This is a genomic window from Ochrobactrum sp. XJ1 (genome assembly GCF_024701725.1).
GTDB classification, from domain to species: domain Bacteria; phylum Pseudomonadota; class Alphaproteobacteria; order Rhizobiales; family Rhizobiaceae; genus Brucella; species Brucella anthropi.
On record NZ_VDGD01000009.1, the window covers coordinates 55831 to 74178 of the forward strand.

Here is an 18348-nt window from a genome sequence, read left to right on the forward strand (position 1 = left end):
ATAGGCGCCTTATAAGGCCGATGTTGCTATCGGGTCACCCGACCTAAAATGGCGGCAATAGGGTCGCAGGCTGCCTGACAAGCCTGTCCCCGTTGATGCTCGCCGCAATTCTTGAAACTTGGGAAGTTTCACGAGGCTTGTGCCGACAAAGCTGCATCCAGCGACCTGCCCCCACTGCCCGCAAGCCAGGACCTGAAAGTGAGCAGGTCGGGGTTGATTTCGCGCATGAGTTCCAGATCGACCTGCTCGGCGAGCGGCCCGTCGTCCAGGCTCTTTGCCATATGGGCTAGATCAGCGTTTGCAGCCAGAACATCATTCGGAAACCGTTCATAGGCTATCGGGCGACCAGCTGCTTCGCTGAGTACGATCTCAAGCTCGCGCCCGGTCAGTCGGTCGCTGGCGATCTTAAGTGTTGCGCCGCCAAAGCGTGACTTGTTGGCAAGCACGGCAGTGACAAACCTGCCGATGTCTTCCACAGCGGTAAGCTGAATGGAATGCTCGGGTCGGATCAGGGACACCAGGCGGCCCTCATCCAGACCGAAGCCGGGTCGCACCAGCATTTCCATGAAAATCATCGGCCGGATGATGGTCGTCGTCATGTCGAGCTGTCGAATATGGGCTTCGATACGAGGCTTGGCGTCGAAACGCGGAACGCCTGTCAGTTCATTCCCCACGCTGGCGCCTGAGGAATAAACAAAATGGTTGATGCCGGTTTCGGCAGCGATATCCGCAATCGATATACCATGACGGACTTCGTCTTCGGCAGCCAGGCTGGCTGGCAGTACGCTAAAGACACCGTAAGCGTCTTTCATCGCTGTGCGGACTACTTTGGTCTCTTCAAATGAACCCTGCACAAGCTCGACACCTGAATTCCGTAATTGCAGCGATGCAGCTTTGCTGGAATCCAGAACGAGTGCGCGTACAGGCCATCCCGCCTTCAACAAGGCTTTGGCGACAGATCCTCCCTGCCTTCCGGTCGCGCCGAAAACCAGAATGGGTTGCTTGCTATTGGTCACTTGAAACCCTCGCATTAAACAAGGACCGTCTATATATACGAATGTAATTCTGCCGGAAGACGGCACATTTTTCAGCATCAGGCACAAGGATGATACCCTTGGACAAGCAGATCGATGCCGGCCCATCGCGCGGACCAGAAAACGACAGACACTTCAGACCCATCCCGTCAAATTGGGTCTGCAGCCTGCTGAGTGACAAATGGACTGTGCCGGTTCTTTGGCGTCTTTCTCTCGCGGAAGATCATCGGCTCCGCTTTTCGACATTGAGAAAAGAGGTCGGTGAGATCACCCAGCGCATGCTGACGCTCACGCTGCGTAGTCTCGAGCGTGAAGGATTTGTTGTGTGTCACTATTTCCCCGAAGTGCCGCCGCGTGTCGAATACGAACTGACAGAGATCGGCCACGGAGCTTTGCGTGCCCTTGAGGGGTTTAACTTCTGGGTTCACGATAACCTGGACTCCATCAAGGCGCGCCGGCGCGCTTACGACCGGGTAGAGTCATAGATCAGATCCCCGAAAAGAGCTGAGGTGAAGAAGCCACTCAAGGTAACCGTTTCGCCAGGCCCGCTTTCCGCGTTATCGGTTCCGCGCTCAACGGCTGCGTTCAAGGTCGCAAGCCCCATTTGTGATCTGTTGCTGTCGATTGTGCCGACGGGGATGTTTGGGCCTGTCGTATCAAAACGACGGTTCGCTCATTGACCTATTTGCCGATTGGAGCATTCGCCGGTTTGCTCAATGACAGAACAACCTGTTGACGGATTCACCTCTTCGCCCAACCGGTGTTTCACCGCTTCACCGCTTCACCGCTTCTCTTCTTTGCTGATCGACCGATTCTCCGGTTGGCGTAAACACCGATTCGCTCATTCACTGACTTGCCCAATCACGGATTCGCCTGTTCGCGGATACACCGGTTCACTGCTTCACCTATTCGGCAAATAGGCGTTGCGTCATTTCGCCGATACGCTTCTTTGCCGATCTGCCGATTTACCTATTCAGCCAAGCACCGAGCCACTCATTCGCTTATTTGCCGATGCACTCACTCGGCGAAGCACTCATTCACACCATCGCTCAGCCGCGGATTCGCTGAACCACCTGCCCACTCATTCGCTTATTCACTTAACCGCACAATCGCCGATCACCGGAATTACGGGATATCTTCAGCCGGATGAAGGCTCCGGGAACCCCTCAAAACAGGCGGAACCGCCCTCCTCACTTCCGGCCGTACATCGATCGCTCACGCCCGTCGTTTTTGTCCAACTCTGGCAAAAATTGCAGATCACGGAGATGCCCGGTCGCCCAGGCGACCATCGCCCCTCGGGCGAAACGGCTATTGGTATACCAATAGCCTATCCTGCCATCTCCCACCACCATGTCCGGCCCACGTGCCCGACCCGCCAATGCTGTTGCGAGTCGTCAGACGATGCAACGGCGATCACAGGTGTATCGCCTGTGATCCGCGGAGGAGGAATAGCGCGTGGGCCGGACATGGTGGTGGGAGATGCTGAAGTGAGCCGCCGTCGGGAGCAGTCGGGATGCCCGTGACCGCAGGGAGCGGACATCGATGACATGCGAACGACTGGGCGGCGAACGCACCGCAGGAGAGGAGGATCGTCTGGAGCGGATGCCCGAAGCATGAGGGCGCAGCGCAGGACGATCCTCCTCTCCGTATTGTTTGGGGAAGTCGCGGCAGCGTCCGTTTACCGGCCCGGGAGGCCGGGCGGGGCCTGCCCCGCACCGCAGGGAGAGGGGAGTTTGAGGGGAGAGGCGGCAAGTCTCGCCCCTCAAGACCGCGCGCAGCTCGATGCCGGCAAGTGGTCAGGACCACGCGGAACGACGAGAGGCGACAGTGCCGCCTCTCGTCTGCATGTCAGTCGGTCGCCAGCTCGCGGATCACGGCTGCGACGGGCCAGTCGCCGAAATGGGTCCGGCGCTGGGCAACGAGGATATCGACGGCCGTCTCATTGGCCTCGATGGCTCGGATCGCTTCATCCATATCGTCATAGGGGCCGAGATTTTCGACCGGCTCATAGTCGTCATAGTCTTCGTCCCAGCCGCCGGCGATGTATTGCGGCGCGTTTTTGACACGGATCAGTGCCCGTTCTGCCTCGCGGATGAGGCGGAAACCCTCGGTGCGCTGCCGCCAGTATTCCGAGCTTCCACCATCGATGTATTTGATCTTGCGCTGTGTCATAAGAAGTCTCCTTTCGTTTTCTGACGGAAGGAGGCCGCACGATAGCCGCGAGGGGTCAGGGATCGCGGCACACGACCGCCAAGGGCGGCAAGCGGGGGAGCCGATTTTCTGACCCGGCCCTTCGGGTCGGGGCTGAAAATTGGGGGAACCGCGCAGTCCTTGACGCCGGAGTGGCGGGTGCAAAATGGGAAGTCAGAGAAGAAGAGCCCACGGCGCCAGGGGCGCCGTGTCCGTGTGGAGGGAGAGTGTGAGAGGGCAAGGCCCTCTTGCCGCCAGGCGGGCCGGTCGATCCGGACCACCCGGCGAAGGTGCGATGACGGCCCGACCCATCCGACGGGGCCTCAGCGCGTCGGATCGGGTGAGCGGGGACGGGATTGCCGCCCCCTTCTTCTGCTCTCACGCCGTGGCGATCACGGCCGGATTGGCGGCCTTCAGCGTGGCGGTAAAACCGCTGACGCGGCTGCCGAAGACATGGGGTCCGCTGATTGCCTCGAAAGTCGGTGACAGAACCGGAAACCGGATCGTCAGGATGGCGGCAAAATCCTCGATAGGCCGCTGCGGTGATACGGTTTCGCCAAACTGGTCGGTGCCGACGATCATGAGGTTTCCGGCCAGCGGGCTTGCATAATCGGCAACCTCGGTAAAGCATGGGATCTCATCCATCAGTCCGTTGTCGTCGACGATGATGCAATGGTTCCGGTCGATCCTCACCATGTCGATAAGGTTGCATCCGATATGACGGCGAATGTCGGCTACGCTGTTTGCCGGATCGATCGTCACCATGCGGATGGTACGGGTTTCGACGTCGACGAGATAGGCGTTGAGGGTCATTTTGAAGCTCCTTCGGTTCGCGAAGCGAAGGGCCTTTCGTTAGGAAGCAGGCCCCGCTCCTGCTTCCCGAGTGCGCGCGGAGCGGCGGGTGAGAGGGGGGCAAGGCCCGGGCGCCGGAGGGGGATCACCCGTCCTGCACAAGCAGGGCGCGGAAGGACGGGGAGACCGGCGCCTGGACCTTGCTGGGGAGAGAGGGCGGCGCCCTCTTTTCCCGACCAGACCGGGATGGATCGCCAAAGGCGATTTCCATCGGCGGCGTAGCCGAGCGAGAGGATCGTCACCGGGATCGGCGGAGACCGCCTGCGGGCTCCGTTCGCGCAGCGAATAGAGCCGTCCGCGAAGCGGCTCGCCCTGATTGCCCTTTCATTCCGTTGATATTCGGATTAGCGGATAACGAAGACAGATTGCGGGGATCGGCAGGCATTGAACAAGATCGTCAGGCTCGATGAAGAGCGGCGCAAACGGACAAACCCGTCAAAACCGACCACAGCCGAAAGTGCCAGACCGGCGAAACGGCCGGGGTCAAAACGCAGCCGTATCCGGCCCAGCAGCATCGTCTTGGCGACCATCATCGCTGTGGTGGAGCTGGGCGGCTATCTTGTCGCGACGCAGGACATCACCGCCGATCTAGGGCCGCCGATGTCTGCCCGGGCAGGAGACCCGGTTACGGTTCACTTCGGCATCTGTCCGGATGGACCGCATCGCGACTGCGTGGTCGACGGAGACACGTTCTGGCTTGGTGATCAGAAGATCAGGATTGCGGACATCGACACGCCGGAGCTGAGCCCGCCGCGCTGTGAGGCGGAAAGGATCAAGGGAGAGGCGGCGAAGACGCGGTTGCTCGACCTCCTCAATGGCGGGGCATTTTCGCTTGTGGCGGGTGATCGGGACGAGGACAGGTATGGCCGGAAATTGCGCAGGGTTTTCCGCGACGGACAGTCCATCGGCGACATCCTCGTTTCCGAAGGGCTTGCCAGGCGCTGGGACGGTGCGCGGCATTCCTGGTGCGATTGATCCATCACGCAAATGAATCGGTCGGGCATGACCGATTCAAATCTCTCGTTGGACGTGGAATCGGCAATCGACGATCCTGTCGGTATGGTTGCGCAACTCTATCCCTATCAGCTTTATATCGAACGCAAGGACGCCGCAGTGAACATGGCGCGTTATTATGCCATGGATATTTCGGAGACACTGTTCGGAACACCCTGCCTGACCCGTCGCTGGGGACGGATCGGATCGTCTGGTCAGATGCTCGTTCATCACTTCGAGAGGGAGGAAGAGGCGGTCGATCTGTTTCTCGCACTTCTTCGCGAGAAACGGGCGCGAGGCTATCGCTCCCCGGCCCTGTCCACTTGAACACACCCCCGGCAAAGAATCGTCGCACCTGATTGCGAGCTCTCACTACGTGGGAATATCGTCCAGCCGACCCCACGAAACCGAGGGTCCGTCAGACGTTGGTTCAGCGGATCTTCTGACGCTCCTGATAGGAACGGCGGAATCGTTCATAGAGTTCCCTGTCCGATATGCTGGCGTTTCGATAAGCCAGCGCGCTCGGCCACTGCCCGACAAGGAGGAGCTTGGCGATAGGCATGGCAACACGGCCAAGCGTAACGACCAACCCCGTTCCGGGATCCTTCGCATTCCCGACGAAATAGAAGACGCCGTTCAGTGCGACTGCCCACAGGGTAAGATTGCGCCACCAACGCACGGTCTCCGTTTGATAGGCGCCGAACACGGAATGATAAAGCTCCGGTCGGGTGATAATGTCGTCTGCGATAATCCAGACCATCAGGGCCGCTGCCCCGGTGAGGAAGGGAACGCCGAAAAACAAGCCGACATATTTGTTGGCCAGCACGTCGGCTGGCAAACGGGCCCGGCGCCTGGAAAACTCTTCAAACGAAGGAAATGGCCTTTTCGACATATCGGGACCCTCAACGTAGACAGGGGTATCGCATGTGACCGTGTCTCACGGACGTCAATAATTGCACGCTGGTGCAATCTGGGTTGGACACATTTTTCTGGCGAGAGGAGGAAGCCGTGTAAGCGGCTATAAGCCTCGCTACCAGCACGGCAAACCCGCAATACCAACGAACGGCACGCCTCTCTTCCAAAAAAGCAAAACCGCTATCGGAACCGGCTGACCTCAGTGAAACTCTTGCGGCGCGCAATAAAGGCTTTCAGCAATGGCAGGAAGAACGCCTTGCTGAACCGGCCTATCGGCGGTTCGGGTTCAAGATAGAAGGACCGTCCGACAATATCGGTATTGAACTCATCAAAGATGATCCAGAGCCGCATTTCCTGATCGAGACCGGCACGACGCTTCTCGATATCGGGAATTTCGGAAAAGACGCGGCTTTCGTCCGGCTGCTTGCTGGTGATGGGAAAGAAGAGGACCAGATCGCCATCCGGGCGGGATAGCCTAACACCGACCGCAACGGGCCTGTCCTTGCGGCCTTCGGTTTCTCCGTCCCGCGCCTGCCGTGCCCAAAGATAGGGATAGCGGACGACAGCTGCGGTCTGGATATCGTCAAAGCTCATGGTCGCCCCGCCTCGTCCTGTTGCGCGTAGGCGTCGATTGCGTCCTCGAACTCGGCGAACAGGCTGTCCGGCATGGTTTCAATTGTACCGACTATCCGGGCATCGGACTGTTTCATCAGCCGGTTGTAGTCCTCGATATTGAGGAGGATGAGACGCGGCTTGTTCCGTTGGGTGATGGTGACCGGGTGGCGCAACGCCTCGGCAATGATATCTCCGGATTTTCGGGAGAGATCGCTGGTGCTATAGGAGCTTCCGGTTCTCGGCATGTCGTTCTCCTGTTTTTTACAGATTTGCTGCAAAATACACCACTTACAGCATTCCTGCAATTCATTGATATCGCTCCTGTGGCGCTTGGCTTCCGGCAATCAAAGAGCCGGCGCGGCCTGGCACCGGCTCCGTCGCAAGGCGGCCTCAGAAGGGAGGCTCCGCACTGTAGGTCCCGTCCTGTTCAGCCAGCGCGGCGACCAGTTCGGCCTGGGCGAGTTCGAGCTCGGCCTCGATCTGGCGGCGTTCAACGCGATCGACTGCGTTGGCAAGCTCGGCCCGCAGTTCGGCAACTTCGATTTCGAGGGAATAGGTCATCGTCGTCTCCTTGACGTTTGTGAAAGACGAGGACCAGCGGCGTGAGGGGATGGCGGGGTCAAGGATCGCGGCACGCGACCGGCGGAGCCGGCGTATGGGGGAGCCGATTTTCTGACGACGCCGGCAGGCGGCGGCTGAAAATTGGGGGAACCATGCGTCCTTGAGGCCGTCATTTCCGAAGGGCACAATGGGACGATCTGAGCAGACCCCACCTCCCCGTATGGCACCGGCAAGATGCAGGTGGGTTCGATACCCGCCTGCATCTTCATCGTATCGGGAGGGACCGGACGTGTTCGAAGGCATTGAGCCACCAGTCACGGCCGGATCGCGCATCAGGCGTCAGGAACGCCCGGAGAACGCATATTTCCTGTGGTTTTCGCGCTTTTTCGGGCTGATGCGGATATATCACCCCTATCGTTGCCACATCTTCAACATCATACCGGATGGGGTGAAAACACGAGGAGCCGTTATATCATGACCACGACCATTGAAATTGCAGACAAGATCGCGTCCGAGCAGAACCTGAGCAAGGCGCAGGCCAAGGCGATTGTGGAGAGCGTCTTCCGGCAGATTACCGAGGCGGCGCTGGCCGGGGCGGAGACGTCCATTCCGAGCTTTGGCAAATTCAAGCTGAAGGAAACGCCGGAGCGCGAGGGCCGCAACCCGGCAACGGGCGCGACGATCAAGATCGCAGCCGCGAAGAAGCTGACGTTTACCCCGGGCAAGGCCGTGAAGGATGCGCTCAACGCCTGAGGCATCGCCATGACAATGGCAAAGCCGGATCCGAGCGCGCTGCCCGGGTCCGGCTTTGTTGCGTTTTGGGAAAGACCCCGCCTCGCGGCGGGGCCATTCGTGCATCCCGGTTATGCGGCCTCGCGGTTCGGGCGGGACCAGACGAGGACGTAGTCGCCTTCCTTTTCTGCCGGCCACAGGGCGGCGTTGATCGGGGCGTTGAAGCTCGGATCGTCGAGCTTGAGGGAGATGTAGGGCTCGCCGTTGGCCGAGACCGAGTTCCAGCCGGCTCCCACTTCGGCGGCGCCGGAGGTGACGCGGAAGTCCGGGGCGTCGCGGGACACGCGCTCGATGGGATTGAGGCGGGCCTTCATTGCGACGGTTAGAGTGCGAACGCTGCCGACGATGGTGTTGCCGTTGGTGGTGAATTCGCCGATGACTGCCATGACTTGGTTCCTTTCGTTTGATCGGGCTGCGCCCATCGCTGCCTCGATGACGGTGTAAGGACCGGGAGCGATCGGCACTGCACCCCTTCAGGGGCCGGAACGCAGTGGAGGGCGACTGGAGCGGGCTATTTTGTGTCGCGATGCAAAGCCCGGCTCGCCGGGCGGCGGAAAATAGTCCGGGCCGGTCGTTGCGGTCGGCCGATCGAGCCGCAGGCGTCTTGCGGTCACACCAGTTCCATCGAGGTCTGCGTGGGTGCAGCGGTGTCCAGGGCGGAGGAACCTGGCAGGGCGCGGGGTCTCGGCGGTCCCCGGCTTCGAACGGACCCTTTCGATGGCACGGACGTTCGGATCGACGCATGCTGGCGCTTTCGTCTGGCGACGCTTTTTTCCGGGACGTCGGGTTTCCCGCCTGCCCCTCCCGCTGCGTTTGAGGCAGCGCACGGCTGGACTTCACCGACGCACGGCACGGCTCACCTCATCCATGTGACGCGTCAGCGGCTGCGCCGGATATCTGCCGTCGGCAACCCTGCCGAAAGGGATCAGGACCGCCTTGTCCGGTTCACCGATCAGAACGCGGGCTTTAATGCGCTGGATCCGCCCGCCTGTCATGCCGCCTTTTCCTTGCGGCTCCGAAGAGCCAAAAGTTCAGCGTATCGTTGAAGGATCGAGGCTCGATCAAGATGATCGGCGTTCAAATCCAGCAGACCGTTCATCTTGGTGCGGACGTCAGCCAGAATGTCGGCTTCTGCAGCGGACAACAGTCGTGTCGGCCAGCCTTTCAGGTAAAGCATTGGCTTCGTGATCCGCTTTTCCAACTCCATCCGCTGACGCGCCATATCCTTTGCGAAAGCGAGTTTGTTGCGTAATTCCGCGGTGAGGAGTTGCGGCGCGATATCACCCAGCCAGCGCCCGCCTTGAAACGCGAAGGTGCTGCGGCACTCGAGATCGACCATCCTGCGATAGAGATCATGTGTTTCAGGCTGGCCGGTCGCTGCCTTCAGGTCGGCGAGGCTCGACATGATACAGAAGCGGCACGACACGCGCGTGAGGCCAAACTGCCGATAGGCGGGATGAAGATCAAGCCGCCAGGCGTCGATGGCGGAAAACACATCGGCCTGAGACCAATCGACGATCGGCCGCCAGGTCCAGATCCCGTTGGCCGCATTCTGGTCTGCTACGCTCGCGTGAGCGCGACGCCGGCTTTCCTCACGTCGCACGCCGGTCACATTGATGATTGGCAGCGGCGCAAACCGCCTCTTTAACTCGGCATGTATCTTAGAACTTTTGAGCTCCGAGGTACAAAACCTCATTGCGGGCGTGCTCCAGCATGGCACGAGCGTGACGGTGCCAAGATTTTCATAGCGTAGGACATTCGATCGCCAGCGGCTTTCCCACCGCTCCATCAAGCCACCCTGATTTCGACGCACCGTCACAAGCTCAACGCTAAGCCGTTCGGCCAGTTTCTGGCAGGTGGGAAGCGAATCCGCCCATTCGACTGAACCGAGATCGGCGTGGATCAGTAATCGTGGACCGCTGTGATGGGCCCGGTCGAGATATTCGAAGACCGCCATGGCGGCCGCCTGGCTGTCCTTTCCCCCGGAGACGCCGATTGCGACAACCGCATGCTGTCTGATCAGGCTGGCGATCGCCGGGGTGATGGCAACCGGCTGCATGCGGGCACTGGTCGTCACCGGGGCGGCAACCGCCGGCGAGGCAGAAAAGAGCGGGAGCAAGCTGACCATTATGCCGCCTCCCTTTCCTCGAAAGCTGCTGGCTGCAGTCCATGCAGGTAGGCGACAGCGCGTTGAGCGTGGGCGGCCGCCTGAAAGATTGCGCGCTTGTCGCCATCCAGTACCTTCAACCATGAGTCGAGATAACTGGCATGGTCGGGCCGTGGTTCGAGCTCGGGCGCAATTCCGAGGTCTGCGGCTAAAAAAACACTGCCCAGCTCGGCAATTAGCTCTTCGCGGGAGCGCTCCGATCTATCCTTGGCATAACGGCTAAGATCGCGTCCGACCCGGTGTGGGCTCGCCGTCCAGTGGGTCGATTCGTGACTCAGGGTTGCATAGTAACTGGCTGCGTCCTTAAAGGCTTCGAAGGGCGGCATCTGGATGAAGTCCAGTGCCGGGGAGAAGTAAGCTTGGTTGCCGCCATGACGAATGACAGCTCCAGTGTTGCGAAAGAAGCGGTCGGCATGTTCGATCCGTTCGACCGGATCGATCTGAGGCACCTCCTGATGGTAATAGTGATCCGGCAGGCCATCGATCTGCTCAACGTTGAAAACACTGTAGGCTTTTAGGAACGGGATCTCGCGATCGACCTCACCGCCGTTGCCATCGTCCTCGGACTTGGTGAAGCGGCTGGCAAAAACGACGGTGGAACCGGTCTCGCCCTTGCGCACGGCCGCGTCAAGCTGCAGGGCCTGTTTGAACGTCATCCAGGTCTGCGAGGCAAAGCCTCTGGCGATACCCTCTGACCACAACAGGAGGACGTTCATGCCTGAATAGGGCTGGCCATTATGGCGTAGCGGCCGGGTTACCCGTCTAACCGCGTTTGCGGAACTCCAGGGCCGCATCCACGGCCGGACGCCTTTTTCCAGATCAGCGATGATCCGGTCGGTGATCCGTGAATAGATGTCGCTTCGATCGCTGTGTTCTTTCCTGCTCATTTTCTTAAACCTCCTTCAGGAGGCCGCCCGATTGCGGCCCCGTCGCGGAGGGACAGAGGCAGGAGCTGTCAGGGGGTGGGCCGCACCGGAACGGCCGCAACGCAGTGGAGGACGGCGCAGCCGTTGCGGCTCGCCGCCGGCTCCTGCAGGACCGACAGCCAGGACGGGGTCGCGTGAGAGCGTCCTTCCAAACGCGCGCGGTCAACCATGCGACAGAAGGCGGGATGAGCGCCGACGAGAGCCAACGCGAAACGGGGACAGGAATGTGGAAAAGGCCAGGCAGCTGAGCCGCGGCTATCGCCGGTCGGCTCAACCTTGATTGACATCGCCAATCGCACGAACGGAAGCTCCACAGGAGGGGTCTGCCTGCTCTTTACGCAGGCGACGGATTTCCGTAACGCGCAACTGCGCTGCCATCCTGTCATCAGCATTGACCGGTGATTTCGGACATCCCGCAATGTCATGGCGCATGGCATCGGGCTGGGCAGATGCCAACAGGTAATTCTTTGCCGCCGCATAGGCCGCTAGGGCGCGACGAAGACGGATTTTTGCGATCCCGGGCTGCAGCCGGGTGCTGAACTGCTGGAAAATGCCGATCTCGAACGGCAGAACCGGATCGGTTTCCTTCTGCGGAAGAACGGCTGCGGCTTCGGTCAGCAATTCGTTGACGGCGGCCGCTTTCCTGAGATCCTGCGCACTGGCTACGACCAGTCCTTGCGAGATGGCCCACGGCTTTGTTTTCGAGATTGGTTCGTTGTTCATTTCATCCCCATCGATGACGCCGTCGACGTCGATATAGTGACACATCGCGACGAATGAACGTCTGCATGACAAATGTGCCCGCAAGCGGGCACAAGCCTCAACATGGAAAATGGCGGGGTCGAAGCCCCGCCGTCAAGCGGTTCAGTCGCAAGCGGTTCAGTCGAAAGCGGACATCTGGGCAGCGGCGGCCTTGCGGTCGAGGCTCTGGCCCGGATTTTCGACCGGGCGGTCGAATGGCTTCCATGCTTCACCGATAACCTGCTCGTAGGCTGCCACAGCCCCTTCAGCCGCCATGCGGAGCGCGTGGGACTGCGTGGCCATGTCGGCGGCAAACTCGCGTTTGCGCTGGGCGGGGCTGTCGTAGCCGACCGGGCCGTCGAGATCCTCGTCGCGGGCGTCGTTGGCGGCCTTGGCCGTGGCGTCGCGCGCTTCTGTGACGGCGCGGCTGTAAAACTGCCCCGCGCCATGGGCGGATCCGACATAGGCGCCGACGATGCGCTGGAGATGGATCTGCATCGCCCGCTCACCAAGGCCTTCGGAAAGGCTGTCTGCGGTTTCGATGATCAGCCGCTCATGCAGATCGCGGATGCCATCGCTGTCGATCGCCGCGGTGCCGAAGCTTTCGGCGATCAGTAGCGCCTGCGCGGTATCGGGGCAAGTGAGCCGCACCATTTCGAGGGTGGCTCCCTTGCGGAGCTGGACAACGCGGGCCGACGGCCGGGGGGACTGACGGGAGGGGGTTGCGGACTTGGCCATGAGGGTTTCCTTCTCGGGTTTCCTCCGGGGACCCGAAGCGGCCCCTTGCCGCTTCGTCCCTCGGGTGCGGTCTCGAAAAGCCGGCGGAATGACGGTTGCTTCAGGGTCCGGGGCGGCCATGACGAGCGTCATCGGCCTGCGGACAAGCGGGGCGCAGCCCTGCGCGGGACGCGGGCTGGTGATGTGAGACAGGCTGTTCCGGCCGCCACGCGGCGCGATAGCGGCCTTGAAGCAAACGGCCGCCGGCTTAGACCGCAACACAACCGAGGGCCGGAGCGGCAAGGGGATGAAGGCATCAACGGAAACGCAGGGCAGGACAGCCGGCCGACAAAAACGCCCTCTCACCAGCATTCCCGATCACCACGCTGCCCACTCGGCGTCTCTGCCGCTAGACCATCCGTTTTGCCCGCTCACGCAGCTTCGCGCCAGATGTCTTCGCCGAGCTTTTGTCGCAGCGTGTCGATGGCCTGCTCCTGACGCGCCAGTTTGCCTGCGAGGCCATCGAGTTCGAGACGCCTTTCGAATTGCAGGCGATCGAGATGCACATGCAACACCGTCTCGTCGCTGCGGCTCCATCGCGACCCGGTCCGTTTGCGGGCGTGGTGTCTGGCTTTCGCCTTCTGCGTGATGGCGATGCGTTCGGCGCGGCCGGCGATCTGCCGATGAACGCGATCGATATGATGCCGGGTCTCGCGATGTGCCGCTTCCATGCGGGTCAACAAGATGCGAGGGCTCATGGGCTTCATGCGGCCGTCCTCCGCGCGTCCCAGCCGATGAAGCTGGACGGGCCGTCATAGGGCTGATGACGGCCCATCTCGATGACGAAGCCGAGCGGACTTCTCGTCGCATATTCGGGACTGGAGACGAGATACCGACGCTCCACAGCATCCTGCTCGCGCTTGCCGCCGACCGTGGCGATCACTTCGGTCATCCCGGCATGATGGCTGGAGAGGATTGCCGAGATCACCACCCAGTCGCCGGCGTGCGTCTCGTCGAAAAGCCTTCGGGCCCTTGCCCAGGATTCGGCAGGATCGAGCACACAGCTGTGTATGGTTTCCCACGCATCCGGCCAGGTATTGCGGATCGCATCGCCGGCGATACGGTGTTCATAGGTGGTGAACAGATCGGGAAACGTCAGGGCGACGATAGCCCATTCGACATCTTCTTCGTACCACGGGCTCTCTTTGCGCAGCGCCGGATGGACCCGGCTGTTGCGTTCCATCGACAGATGAAATCCGCCATGGCTGGCGGTCATATGCGACGTCACGCCCTCGGCGTAAACCGTCGCCATCTGCGAGGCGCCCCATGGCGTGCTGCGGGCCATCCGTGTCTGCACACGGCTGAGGGTGGAAAGTTCACGACGGTGCTGGGCGGTTTCAAATACCCGATCCCGGAACGCCGTCTCGTCGGCCAACCGGCCCTCGTGCCCGTAAAAGTGCTCCCGCTTCATTTCGGTGAGCGGACTGGATACGCGCCAGGCACTGGCGAGGAAGCCGCCGCCCTCGGGGAAAGGCAGCATGGCGAGCGTGATGTCGCCGATACGGGCGACCGGAAAGTCCTCCGCGCTGCGCGCGAACTCCACCCCTGAATTTTCAGGGGTAGTTGCGGGATCGTCGGTGACGGGCTCGGTCATGCTGCCCTCCCTTCGATCCGGTTAGCAGCGACTTCGTCGGCGGTTACCTCGACAATAGTTGTGACGGCGAAACCACAGTTCTTTACCCAGACGTCGGCATGGTCGCGGATCGAGGCCAGATGGAGCAGTTCGGCATCTGCACCGGCACCGTCGAAAATGCGGAAGGAACCGATTTGAGGCAGTTCGACCACGGTGAAAGTGAGCACGCTGTCGACGGCAAATGTCCTGAAGTCGGGGCCGATGGTGGCACCGAGATCGTCGATAGCGTCCGTGGCGACTTTGAAGCTTGCAGGAATGCGGGACTGCCCCATGACAGAATATCTGCGTTTACGCACCAGCCGTCCCTTGGCATTGTCGCGTTTCCATCCGGCGAGCGCCTTCTGGTTCTCCGGCGGACGAGGCCTGCCGTCTGCCCAGGAGACGATGAAACCGACCGGCGCGCGGTCGAAAATCATGAGTGCGGACATCGTTGTCCTCCTTCATTTTGCAAGGGGCGAAACACGAGCGCCGCCGAACTCCGTCCGGCGGCGGGAGGTCTCTTCGAGACGGGCAAGGTGGGCCGCTTACGCGGCGGCCTGCTCCGCAGAGAGGCTTTCCTGGGTGCGTGTCACCTCTTCCAATACAGCGTGCGGATGCCTATGCCGGGTGAGCCATTCTTCGGCTGCAGGACGATCGGCCGCGACATGAACAAGCTCGGCGCCTTCACCGGCACGATCGAAGATCCGCACCGAGCCGATTGCAGGCCGCTCGACCACGGCGAAACTCAGGGAGCAGGCTCCGACATCGAAGGTGCGGTAGACGCGAAGCACGATGGTGTCGTTGCTGTCATGGTCACCTTCATGGATAGTGAAGCAGTCAGGCGCGGTATAGGTACCGCGGGTCTGGCTGGCCTGCTTGCGGATCAGGCGGCCGGAGCTGTTTCTGGTTTTCCAGGCCGCGAGCTTTTTCTTGTGGCGTTCTGGCGGCTTGGGTGTTCCATCGGACCAGGACACGACGGAACCGATGGGGACGAGCGTGAAAACGAGGGACGCGGACATGCGATTTCTCCTGAAGATTTGAAGAGGTGGAAAAGAAACCGCCGCCGGTGATAAGCCGGCGGCGGGAGTTGGTCTGGAACTGCGTGAGGCGAAGTGGCTACTCGGCGGCGATGCCGTAGGCGCTGTCGTCATTGTCGGACGTCGCAGCGTCTGATCCGTCGCCTGCATCATTGGGATGTTCGGCAGGATCTTCAGACTGTTCATCATCACCGGCTTCGGACGGCTCGCCGTCAGCCGCCTCTGTTCCAGCCTCGGCATCCTCGGAGACTTCAACCTCCTCCTCATCACTGCCCGGGCCATCCTCATCGGCGTCGATGACCTCTCCACGCTTGATCAGGTCAGCCACGTCGCTGGCATCCGGTACGAAGAGAGCTGAAGGGTGCACGAAATGGCCGTCCTGATAGTGGTCGACCAGAGCAGTGCGGGTTTCCCGCACCTTCTGGCGCGGAAGAACCGAAGCCTTCTTGCAGGAGGCCTCCAACGCCTGGCGTGACAAGCAAAGCAGGAAATCCTCGGTTCCCATGTTCGGCAGATAGCCGTCGGCCCCGATGGCATCGCCGGCAATACGGGAAATGACACCGCTGTTCGACATGCCGCGACGGCATGACAGCACGTCGACCAGCGTCGAGCGGGCAACCACCCGCAAGGTGTCGAGATCGAAGGACAGCTTGCCGTTCTCATCGATCAGGCGAACGACATGGCGCGCAAAACGTTTCTGCCCGTAAACAGTGTCCCCGGCGCCGGAGTCGACCCGCACGTTGGTGCCTGCAAAGGCGAGCACCAGCAACGCCAGCAATGTGTCGTCCTCGATCGGTGCGCGACCGAGCGCCTCATGCAGGGCGTCCGTACGGAAGTCCCCGACCATGTCGAGCCCCTTCTGGGTGACATCGGGGCGTGGCTTTGCCCCGACGATCGTATCGTCCTCTGCCTCTCCGGCACCGCCTTGCGTCGAGGCACCCGTACCCTTTGGCTTCTTCACTTCCGGGAGGCGATAGTGGACCGTCTGCACTTTGCCGTCGCGATCGAGGTACATGCCGGCATGATCGCCCTTCTGCGGCTTGCCGTAAACGCGATCGGCCTTCTTTGGCAGCTCGGGCTGGCCCCAGGAGTTGACCTCGACGATCGCACCACGCTTGGGGAGATTTGCCGTCATCCATTCATGCTGCGCACCGAGGAAGCCTTCGACATTGGTCGTGTAACGCGTATCCTCGTCTGCGGGCGCAAAGAGGTCTTCGACCCATTCGACACCATAGGCGGCCGCAAGATCGTCGCCGAAGCTCGCATCCTTGGCGTACATGCGCTTCTTGGTGAGAGCACTAGCGATCTGGTGCCACGACGCACGCTCGCCCTTCTTCGGCTTGTTGGCTTTCCACACCTGTTTCTGTTCTTCGACGCTCGCGGATGCGATGGTCCGCAACTGCTGTTCGGACGGCATGTCGCCGAGTGCCATCTGATCGAGCATTGCAGGTAACACATTGGCGAGGAGCCTGAGCTTGCGAACCTGCCGCACATGCAATGTGAGGGCAAGAGCGATGGCCTCCTCGGTCCAGCCGAGAGCGACGAGCCGTTCGATGCCGCGCCATTGATCGACCGGGTTGAGGGCGTCGCGGGCGGTGTTTTCCACCATGGAGCGCATGGCGCCATTGTCGTTTGCGGCGTCCGCGACGAGGACCTGAATTTCCTCAAGGCCTGCAGCGATCGCTTGGCGCACGCGGCGATGGCCGATGTCAATGATATAGCCGTTGCCGCCCCCCTGTTCGGGTTCGACGACAGGTGGCTGGATGATTCCCACCGCCTTGATCGTGGCCAAAAGCAGCGCGTCGGCCTGTGGCGAGGACTTCGACTGACGGGTCTTGTCGGGATTGTCTTTCAGCGCGCGTGGATCGAGCGTGACAAGATACATGGGTTTCTCCTTGACCGGATACGGAGCGGCCCTTTGCCACTCCTGTTAGTGTCTTCTTGTTTCCGAAGACATCTTCCTGACCGCAGGACGGCCGCACCGGCGCAACTGCGGCCGAGCGTCCCTGCGGCGAAGGACAGGCGGGGCCGGAGGCCCTGCGAAGGACGAGTTGCCGGGATGCGGCAGGCGGCGGTTGAGCGTAAGCGTCGGCGGGAGGACCGGTCTGCGACCGGTTTCTTCTTTCCCCTTTTCTTTCTTCCCATTCATTTTCCGCCCACCGCGCACGAGGGACAGGCGGATGCCACCTCTTGCGAGGCGCGCGACATCAGAGTTGAGCGGAAGATAAAATTAGGCCATCGAACACCGCGGGCCACTGTGAGACGAGAATGTCAATCGGACCTTCCGTCGTTTTCTAAGCCTATCCTTCACTCTGCCGGCGTCTAAGCGAGGTAGGCTCTCTTCTCAAAATAAGAAAAACTCCAAACAAGATGATAGCGGCACCGCCGAGCGCAAGCAGTGTCGGCGTCTCGTGAAGGAATGCCCAGCCTAATGCTATTCCTACAATGGGATTGACGTACGCGAAGGTAGAGGCAATGGTTGGTGAAAAAGACACCAGAACTTGCATGTACGATATGAGGCAAACCGCCGATCCATAAACGACAAGATACAAAAACGCGAGGATCTGGTCGGCATCGACGTCAGCAGGCGGAACAAGGGATTGCCCTTCCCACGCGCAAAGTCCCGTTAGAATCAAGGCCGCAATAAGCATCTGGAAAGGTGCAGCCCATAACGGAGAAATCACAGACAGTAGCGGCCGTTGCGCCAAGGTTCCAAGAGACCAGGTTGTAGCTGCGCCCGTCAGTATTAAGACATTCCACCAATTATGCGCGGTCACGTCTGCAGACGCTTGTCTATCATAGATCGGTGAACCGAATACGAGTATCAAGCCCGATATCCCCATCAAAAGGCCGGTCAAAACGCGCGTCGACGGCATCTTTTTGTCGGTCAAAGCGGTAAATAAGGTAGTCCAAATCGGGATCATTCCCATGGCCATAACAATAAATACGGATGCCGCAGTGGTCGAAGCAAGCGTGGCGAGCCCGTTCCCAAAAACCCACATTGCGATACCGGAAACTACGCACAAATGAATATGGCGCGCTTGGATGCGTGGAAATGTACGCATCTTAACAAATGCGACAGCAAGCAGAAGCGCGCCTGCACTCCACATGCGCCAAGTCTGCAACTGGAGCGGTG

At 60.6% G+C, this 18348-nt stretch carries 23 protein-coding genes; 4 read left to right on the plus strand and 19 right to left on the minus strand.

Annotated features, from left to right (window positions below; all coding sequences use genetic code 11):
- Window positions 1-128: 128 nt before the first annotated feature.
- Window positions 129-1016 carry an NmrA/HSCARG family protein gene (locus FG152_RS17130; protein ID WP_498987349.1) on the minus strand — a complete coding sequence of 296 codons (888 nt, stop codon included), beginning with the start codon at window positions 1014-1016 and terminating at the stop codon, window positions 129-131.
- 89 nt (window positions 1017-1105) lie between these two features.
- On the opposite strand from FG152_RS17130, the gene FG152_RS17135 reads away from it, so the two are divergent.
- On the plus strand, window positions 1106-1519 hold the full coding sequence (locus FG152_RS17135) for a winged helix-turn-helix transcriptional regulator (protein ID WP_498987351.1): 414 nt from the start codon (window positions 1106-1108) through the stop codon (window positions 1517-1519).
- A 1363-nt stretch (window positions 1520-2882) separates the two neighbouring features.
- On the opposite strand, the gene FG152_RS17140 is transcribed toward FG152_RS17135, so the two are convergent.
- Together FG152_RS17140 and FG152_RS17145 are read right to left on the minus strand one after the other, a co-directional pair.
- Window positions 2883-3206, minus strand: coding sequence for a hypothetical protein (locus tag FG152_RS17140; RefSeq protein ID WP_498987353.1), 324 nt, complete (start codon window positions 3204-3206; stop codon window positions 2883-2885).
- 396 nt (window positions 3207-3602) lie between these two features.
- The gene (locus tag FG152_RS17145; RefSeq protein WP_498987355.1) at window positions 3603-4037 is read right to left on the minus strand and encodes a DUF3846 domain-containing protein; all 435 of its coding nucleotides are present in this window, start codon (window positions 4035-4037) and stop codon (window positions 3603-3605) included.
- A gap of 615 nt (window positions 4038-4652) precedes the next feature.
- Between FG152_RS17145 and FG152_RS17150 the strand changes: the two genes are divergently transcribed.
- Window positions 4653-5051: a thermonuclease family protein gene (locus FG152_RS17150; protein WP_498987841.1), complete on the plus strand. Its 399-nt coding sequence runs from the start codon at window positions 4653-4655 to the stop codon at window positions 5049-5051.
- A 27-nt stretch (window positions 5052-5078) separates the two neighbouring features.
- On the plus strand, window positions 5079-5396 hold the full coding sequence (locus FG152_RS17155) for a WGR domain-containing protein (RefSeq protein WP_498987358.1): 318 nt from the start codon (window positions 5079-5081) through the stop codon (window positions 5394-5396).
- 103 nt (window positions 5397-5499) lie between these two features.
- Here FG152_RS17155 and FG152_RS17160 read toward each other — a convergent pair whose 3' ends face one another.
- From FG152_RS17160 to FG152_RS17175, 4 genes are all read right to left on the minus strand, one after another.
- The gene (locus FG152_RS17160; protein ID WP_498987360.1) at window positions 5500-5961 is read right to left on the minus strand and encodes a hypothetical protein; all 462 of its coding nucleotides are present in this window, start codon (window positions 5959-5961) and stop codon (window positions 5500-5502) included.
- A gap of 203 nt (window positions 5962-6164) precedes the next feature.
- A complete protein-coding gene (locus FG152_RS17165) occupies window positions 6165-6578 on the minus strand; it encodes a hypothetical protein (RefSeq protein ID WP_498987363.1) in 414 nt (137 codons plus the stop codon).
- Window positions 6575-6844: a type II toxin-antitoxin system prevent-host-death family antitoxin gene (locus FG152_RS17170; protein WP_498987844.1), complete on the minus strand. Its 270-nt coding sequence runs from the start codon at window positions 6842-6844 to the stop codon at window positions 6575-6577. The genes FG152_RS17165 and FG152_RS17170 overlap by 4 nt, the downstream gene beginning before the upstream one ends.
- Before the next feature lie 145 nt (window positions 6845-6989).
- A complete protein-coding gene (locus FG152_RS17175) occupies window positions 6990-7463 on the minus strand; it encodes a hypothetical protein (protein WP_498987881.1) in 474 nt (157 codons plus the stop codon).
- 171 nt (window positions 7464-7634) lie between these two features.
- Between FG152_RS17175 and FG152_RS17180 the strand changes: the two genes are divergently transcribed.
- Entirely contained in the window at window positions 7635-7913 is a 279-nt protein-coding gene (locus FG152_RS17180) for an HU family DNA-binding protein (protein ID WP_279852491.1), read from the plus strand.
- A 110-nt stretch (window positions 7914-8023) separates the two neighbouring features.
- Here the strand turns inward: FG152_RS17180 and FG152_RS17185 are convergent, their stop codons facing one another.
- From FG152_RS17185 to FG152_RS17240, 12 genes are all read right to left on the minus strand, one after another.
- The gene (locus tag FG152_RS17185; RefSeq protein ID WP_498987364.1) at window positions 8024-8338 is read right to left on the minus strand and encodes a DUF736 domain-containing protein; all 315 of its coding nucleotides are present in this window, start codon (window positions 8336-8338) and stop codon (window positions 8024-8026) included.
- Between the two features lie 450 nt (window positions 8339-8788).
- Window positions 8789-8947, minus strand: a complete 159-nt coding sequence (locus FG152_RS17190) for a hypothetical protein (protein ID WP_498987365.1) — start codon at window positions 8945-8947, stop codon at window positions 8789-8791.
- The gene (locus FG152_RS17195; RefSeq protein WP_498987368.1) at window positions 8944-10080 is read right to left on the minus strand and encodes a phosphoadenosine phosphosulfate reductase domain-containing protein; all 1137 of its coding nucleotides are present in this window, start codon (window positions 10078-10080) and stop codon (window positions 8944-8946) included. The genes FG152_RS17190 and FG152_RS17195 overlap by 4 nt, the downstream gene beginning before the upstream one ends.
- A complete protein-coding gene (locus FG152_RS17200; protein WP_498987369.1) occupies window positions 10080-11006 on the minus strand; it encodes an ArdC family protein in 927 nt (308 codons plus the stop codon). The genes FG152_RS17195 and FG152_RS17200 overlap by 1 nt, the downstream gene beginning before the upstream one ends.
- Before the next feature lie 309 nt (window positions 11007-11315).
- Window positions 11316-11768, minus strand: coding sequence for a ProQ/FINO family protein (locus tag FG152_RS17205; RefSeq protein ID WP_498987371.1), 453 nt, complete (start codon window positions 11766-11768; stop codon window positions 11316-11318).
- Between the two features lie 156 nt (window positions 11769-11924).
- The gene (locus tag FG152_RS17210; RefSeq protein ID WP_498987373.1) at window positions 11925-12524 is read right to left on the minus strand and encodes a hypothetical protein; all 600 of its coding nucleotides are present in this window, start codon (window positions 12522-12524) and stop codon (window positions 11925-11927) included.
- A 410-nt stretch (window positions 12525-12934) separates the two neighbouring features.
- Window positions 12935-13270 (minus strand): hypothetical protein, encoded by a 336-nt coding sequence (locus FG152_RS17215; RefSeq protein ID WP_498987376.1) that lies wholly within the window; start codon window positions 13268-13270, stop codon window positions 12935-12937.
- Window positions 13267-14157 (minus strand): DUF7007 domain-containing protein, encoded by an 891-nt coding sequence (locus FG152_RS17220; RefSeq protein ID WP_498987377.1) that lies wholly within the window; start codon window positions 14155-14157, stop codon window positions 13267-13269. Before FG152_RS17220 ends, FG152_RS17215 begins: the two co-directional genes overlap by 4 nt.
- On the minus strand, window positions 14154-14624 hold the full coding sequence (locus FG152_RS17225; RefSeq protein ID WP_498987380.1) for a UCP036055 family protein: 471 nt from the start codon (window positions 14622-14624) through the stop codon (window positions 14154-14156). Before FG152_RS17225 ends, FG152_RS17220 begins: the two co-directional genes overlap by 4 nt.
- A gap of 96 nt (window positions 14625-14720) precedes the next feature.
- A complete protein-coding gene (locus FG152_RS17230; RefSeq protein ID WP_498987381.1) occupies window positions 14721-15194 on the minus strand; it encodes a UCP036055 family protein in 474 nt (157 codons plus the stop codon).
- A 97-nt stretch (window positions 15195-15291) separates the two neighbouring features.
- A complete protein-coding gene (locus tag FG152_RS17235) occupies window positions 15292-17097 on the minus strand; it encodes a ParB N-terminal domain-containing protein (RefSeq protein ID WP_498987384.1) in 1806 nt (601 codons plus the stop codon).
- 415 nt (window positions 17098-17512) lie between these two features.
- A complete protein-coding gene (locus FG152_RS17240) occupies window positions 17513-18322 on the minus strand; it encodes a DMT family transporter (protein ID WP_498987387.1) in 810 nt (269 codons plus the stop codon).
- Between the last annotated feature and the right edge of the window lie 26 nt (window positions 18323-18348).

What these genes read in the sequence shown, in the direction of transcription:
- FG152_RS17170 (WP_498987844.1), bottom strand. Translation starts at nt 6,844, where the DNA reads ATGCCGAGAACCGGAAGCTCCTATAGCACCAGCGATCTCTCCCGAAAA.
- FG152_RS17190 (WP_498987365.1), bottom strand. Translation starts at nt 8,947, where the DNA reads ATGACAGGCGGGCGGATCCAGCGCATTAAAGCCCGCGTTCTGATCGGT.
- FG152_RS17175 (WP_498987881.1), bottom strand. Translation starts at nt 7,463, where the DNA reads ATGCCTTCGAACACGTCCGGTCCCTCCCGATACGATGAAGATGCAGGC.
- FG152_RS17145 (WP_498987355.1), bottom strand. Translation starts at nt 4,037, where the DNA reads ATGACCCTCAACGCCTATCTCGTCGACGTCGAAACCCGTACCATCCGC.
- FG152_RS17195 (WP_498987368.1), bottom strand. Translation starts at nt 10,080, where the DNA reads ATGGTCAGCTTGCTCCCGCTCTTTTCTGCCTCGCCGGCGGTTGCCGCC.
- FG152_RS17155 (WP_498987358.1), top strand. Translation starts at nt 5,079, where the DNA reads ATGACCGATTCAAATCTCTCGTTGGACGTGGAATCGGCAATCGACGAT.
- FG152_RS17240 (WP_498987387.1), bottom strand. Translation starts at nt 18,322, where the DNA reads ATGTGGAGTGCAGGCGCGCTTCTGCTTGCTGTCGCATTTGTTAAGATG.
- FG152_RS17135 (WP_498987351.1), top strand. Translation starts at nt 1,106, where the DNA reads ATGATACCCTTGGACAAGCAGATCGATGCCGGCCCATCGCGCGGACCA.
- FG152_RS17185 (WP_498987364.1), bottom strand. Translation starts at nt 8,338, where the DNA reads ATGGCAGTCATCGGCGAATTCACCACCAACGGCAACACCATCGTCGGC.
- FG152_RS17165 (WP_498987363.1), bottom strand. Translation starts at nt 6,578, where the DNA reads ATGAGCTTTGACGATATCCAGACCGCAGCTGTCGTCCGCTATCCCTAT.
- FG152_RS17140 (WP_498987353.1), bottom strand. Translation starts at nt 3,206, where the DNA reads ATGACACAGCGCAAGATCAAATACATCGATGGTGGAAGCTCGGAATAC.
- FG152_RS17220 (WP_498987377.1), bottom strand. Translation starts at nt 14,157, where the DNA reads ATGACCGAGCCCGTCACCGACGATCCCGCAACTACCCCTGAAAATTCA.
- FG152_RS17210 (WP_498987373.1), bottom strand. Translation starts at nt 12,524, where the DNA reads ATGGCCAAGTCCGCAACCCCCTCCCGTCAGTCCCCCCGGCCGTCGGCC.
- FG152_RS17180 (WP_279852491.1), top strand. Translation starts at nt 7,635, where the DNA reads ATGACCACGACCATTGAAATTGCAGACAAGATCGCGTCCGAGCAGAAC.
- FG152_RS17215 (WP_498987376.1), bottom strand. Translation starts at nt 13,270, where the DNA reads ATGAAGCCCATGAGCCCTCGCATCTTGTTGACCCGCATGGAAGCGGCA.
- FG152_RS17235 (WP_498987384.1), bottom strand. Translation starts at nt 17,097, where the DNA reads ATGTATCTTGTCACGCTCGATCCACGCGCGCTGAAAGACAATCCCGAC.
- FG152_RS17230 (WP_498987381.1), bottom strand. Translation starts at nt 15,194, where the DNA reads ATGTCCGCGTCCCTCGTTTTCACGCTCGTCCCCATCGGTTCCGTCGTG.
- FG152_RS17225 (WP_498987380.1), bottom strand. Translation starts at nt 14,624, where the DNA reads ATGTCCGCACTCATGATTTTCGACCGCGCGCCGGTCGGTTTCATCGTC.
- FG152_RS17205 (WP_498987371.1), bottom strand. Translation starts at nt 11,768, where the DNA reads ATGAACAACGAACCAATCTCGAAAACAAAGCCGTGGGCCATCTCGCAA.
- FG152_RS17200 (WP_498987369.1), bottom strand. Translation starts at nt 11,006, where the DNA reads ATGAGCAGGAAAGAACACAGCGATCGAAGCGACATCTATTCACGGATC.
- FG152_RS17160 (WP_498987360.1), bottom strand. Translation starts at nt 5,961, where the DNA reads ATGTCGAAAAGGCCATTTCCTTCGTTTGAAGAGTTTTCCAGGCGCCGG.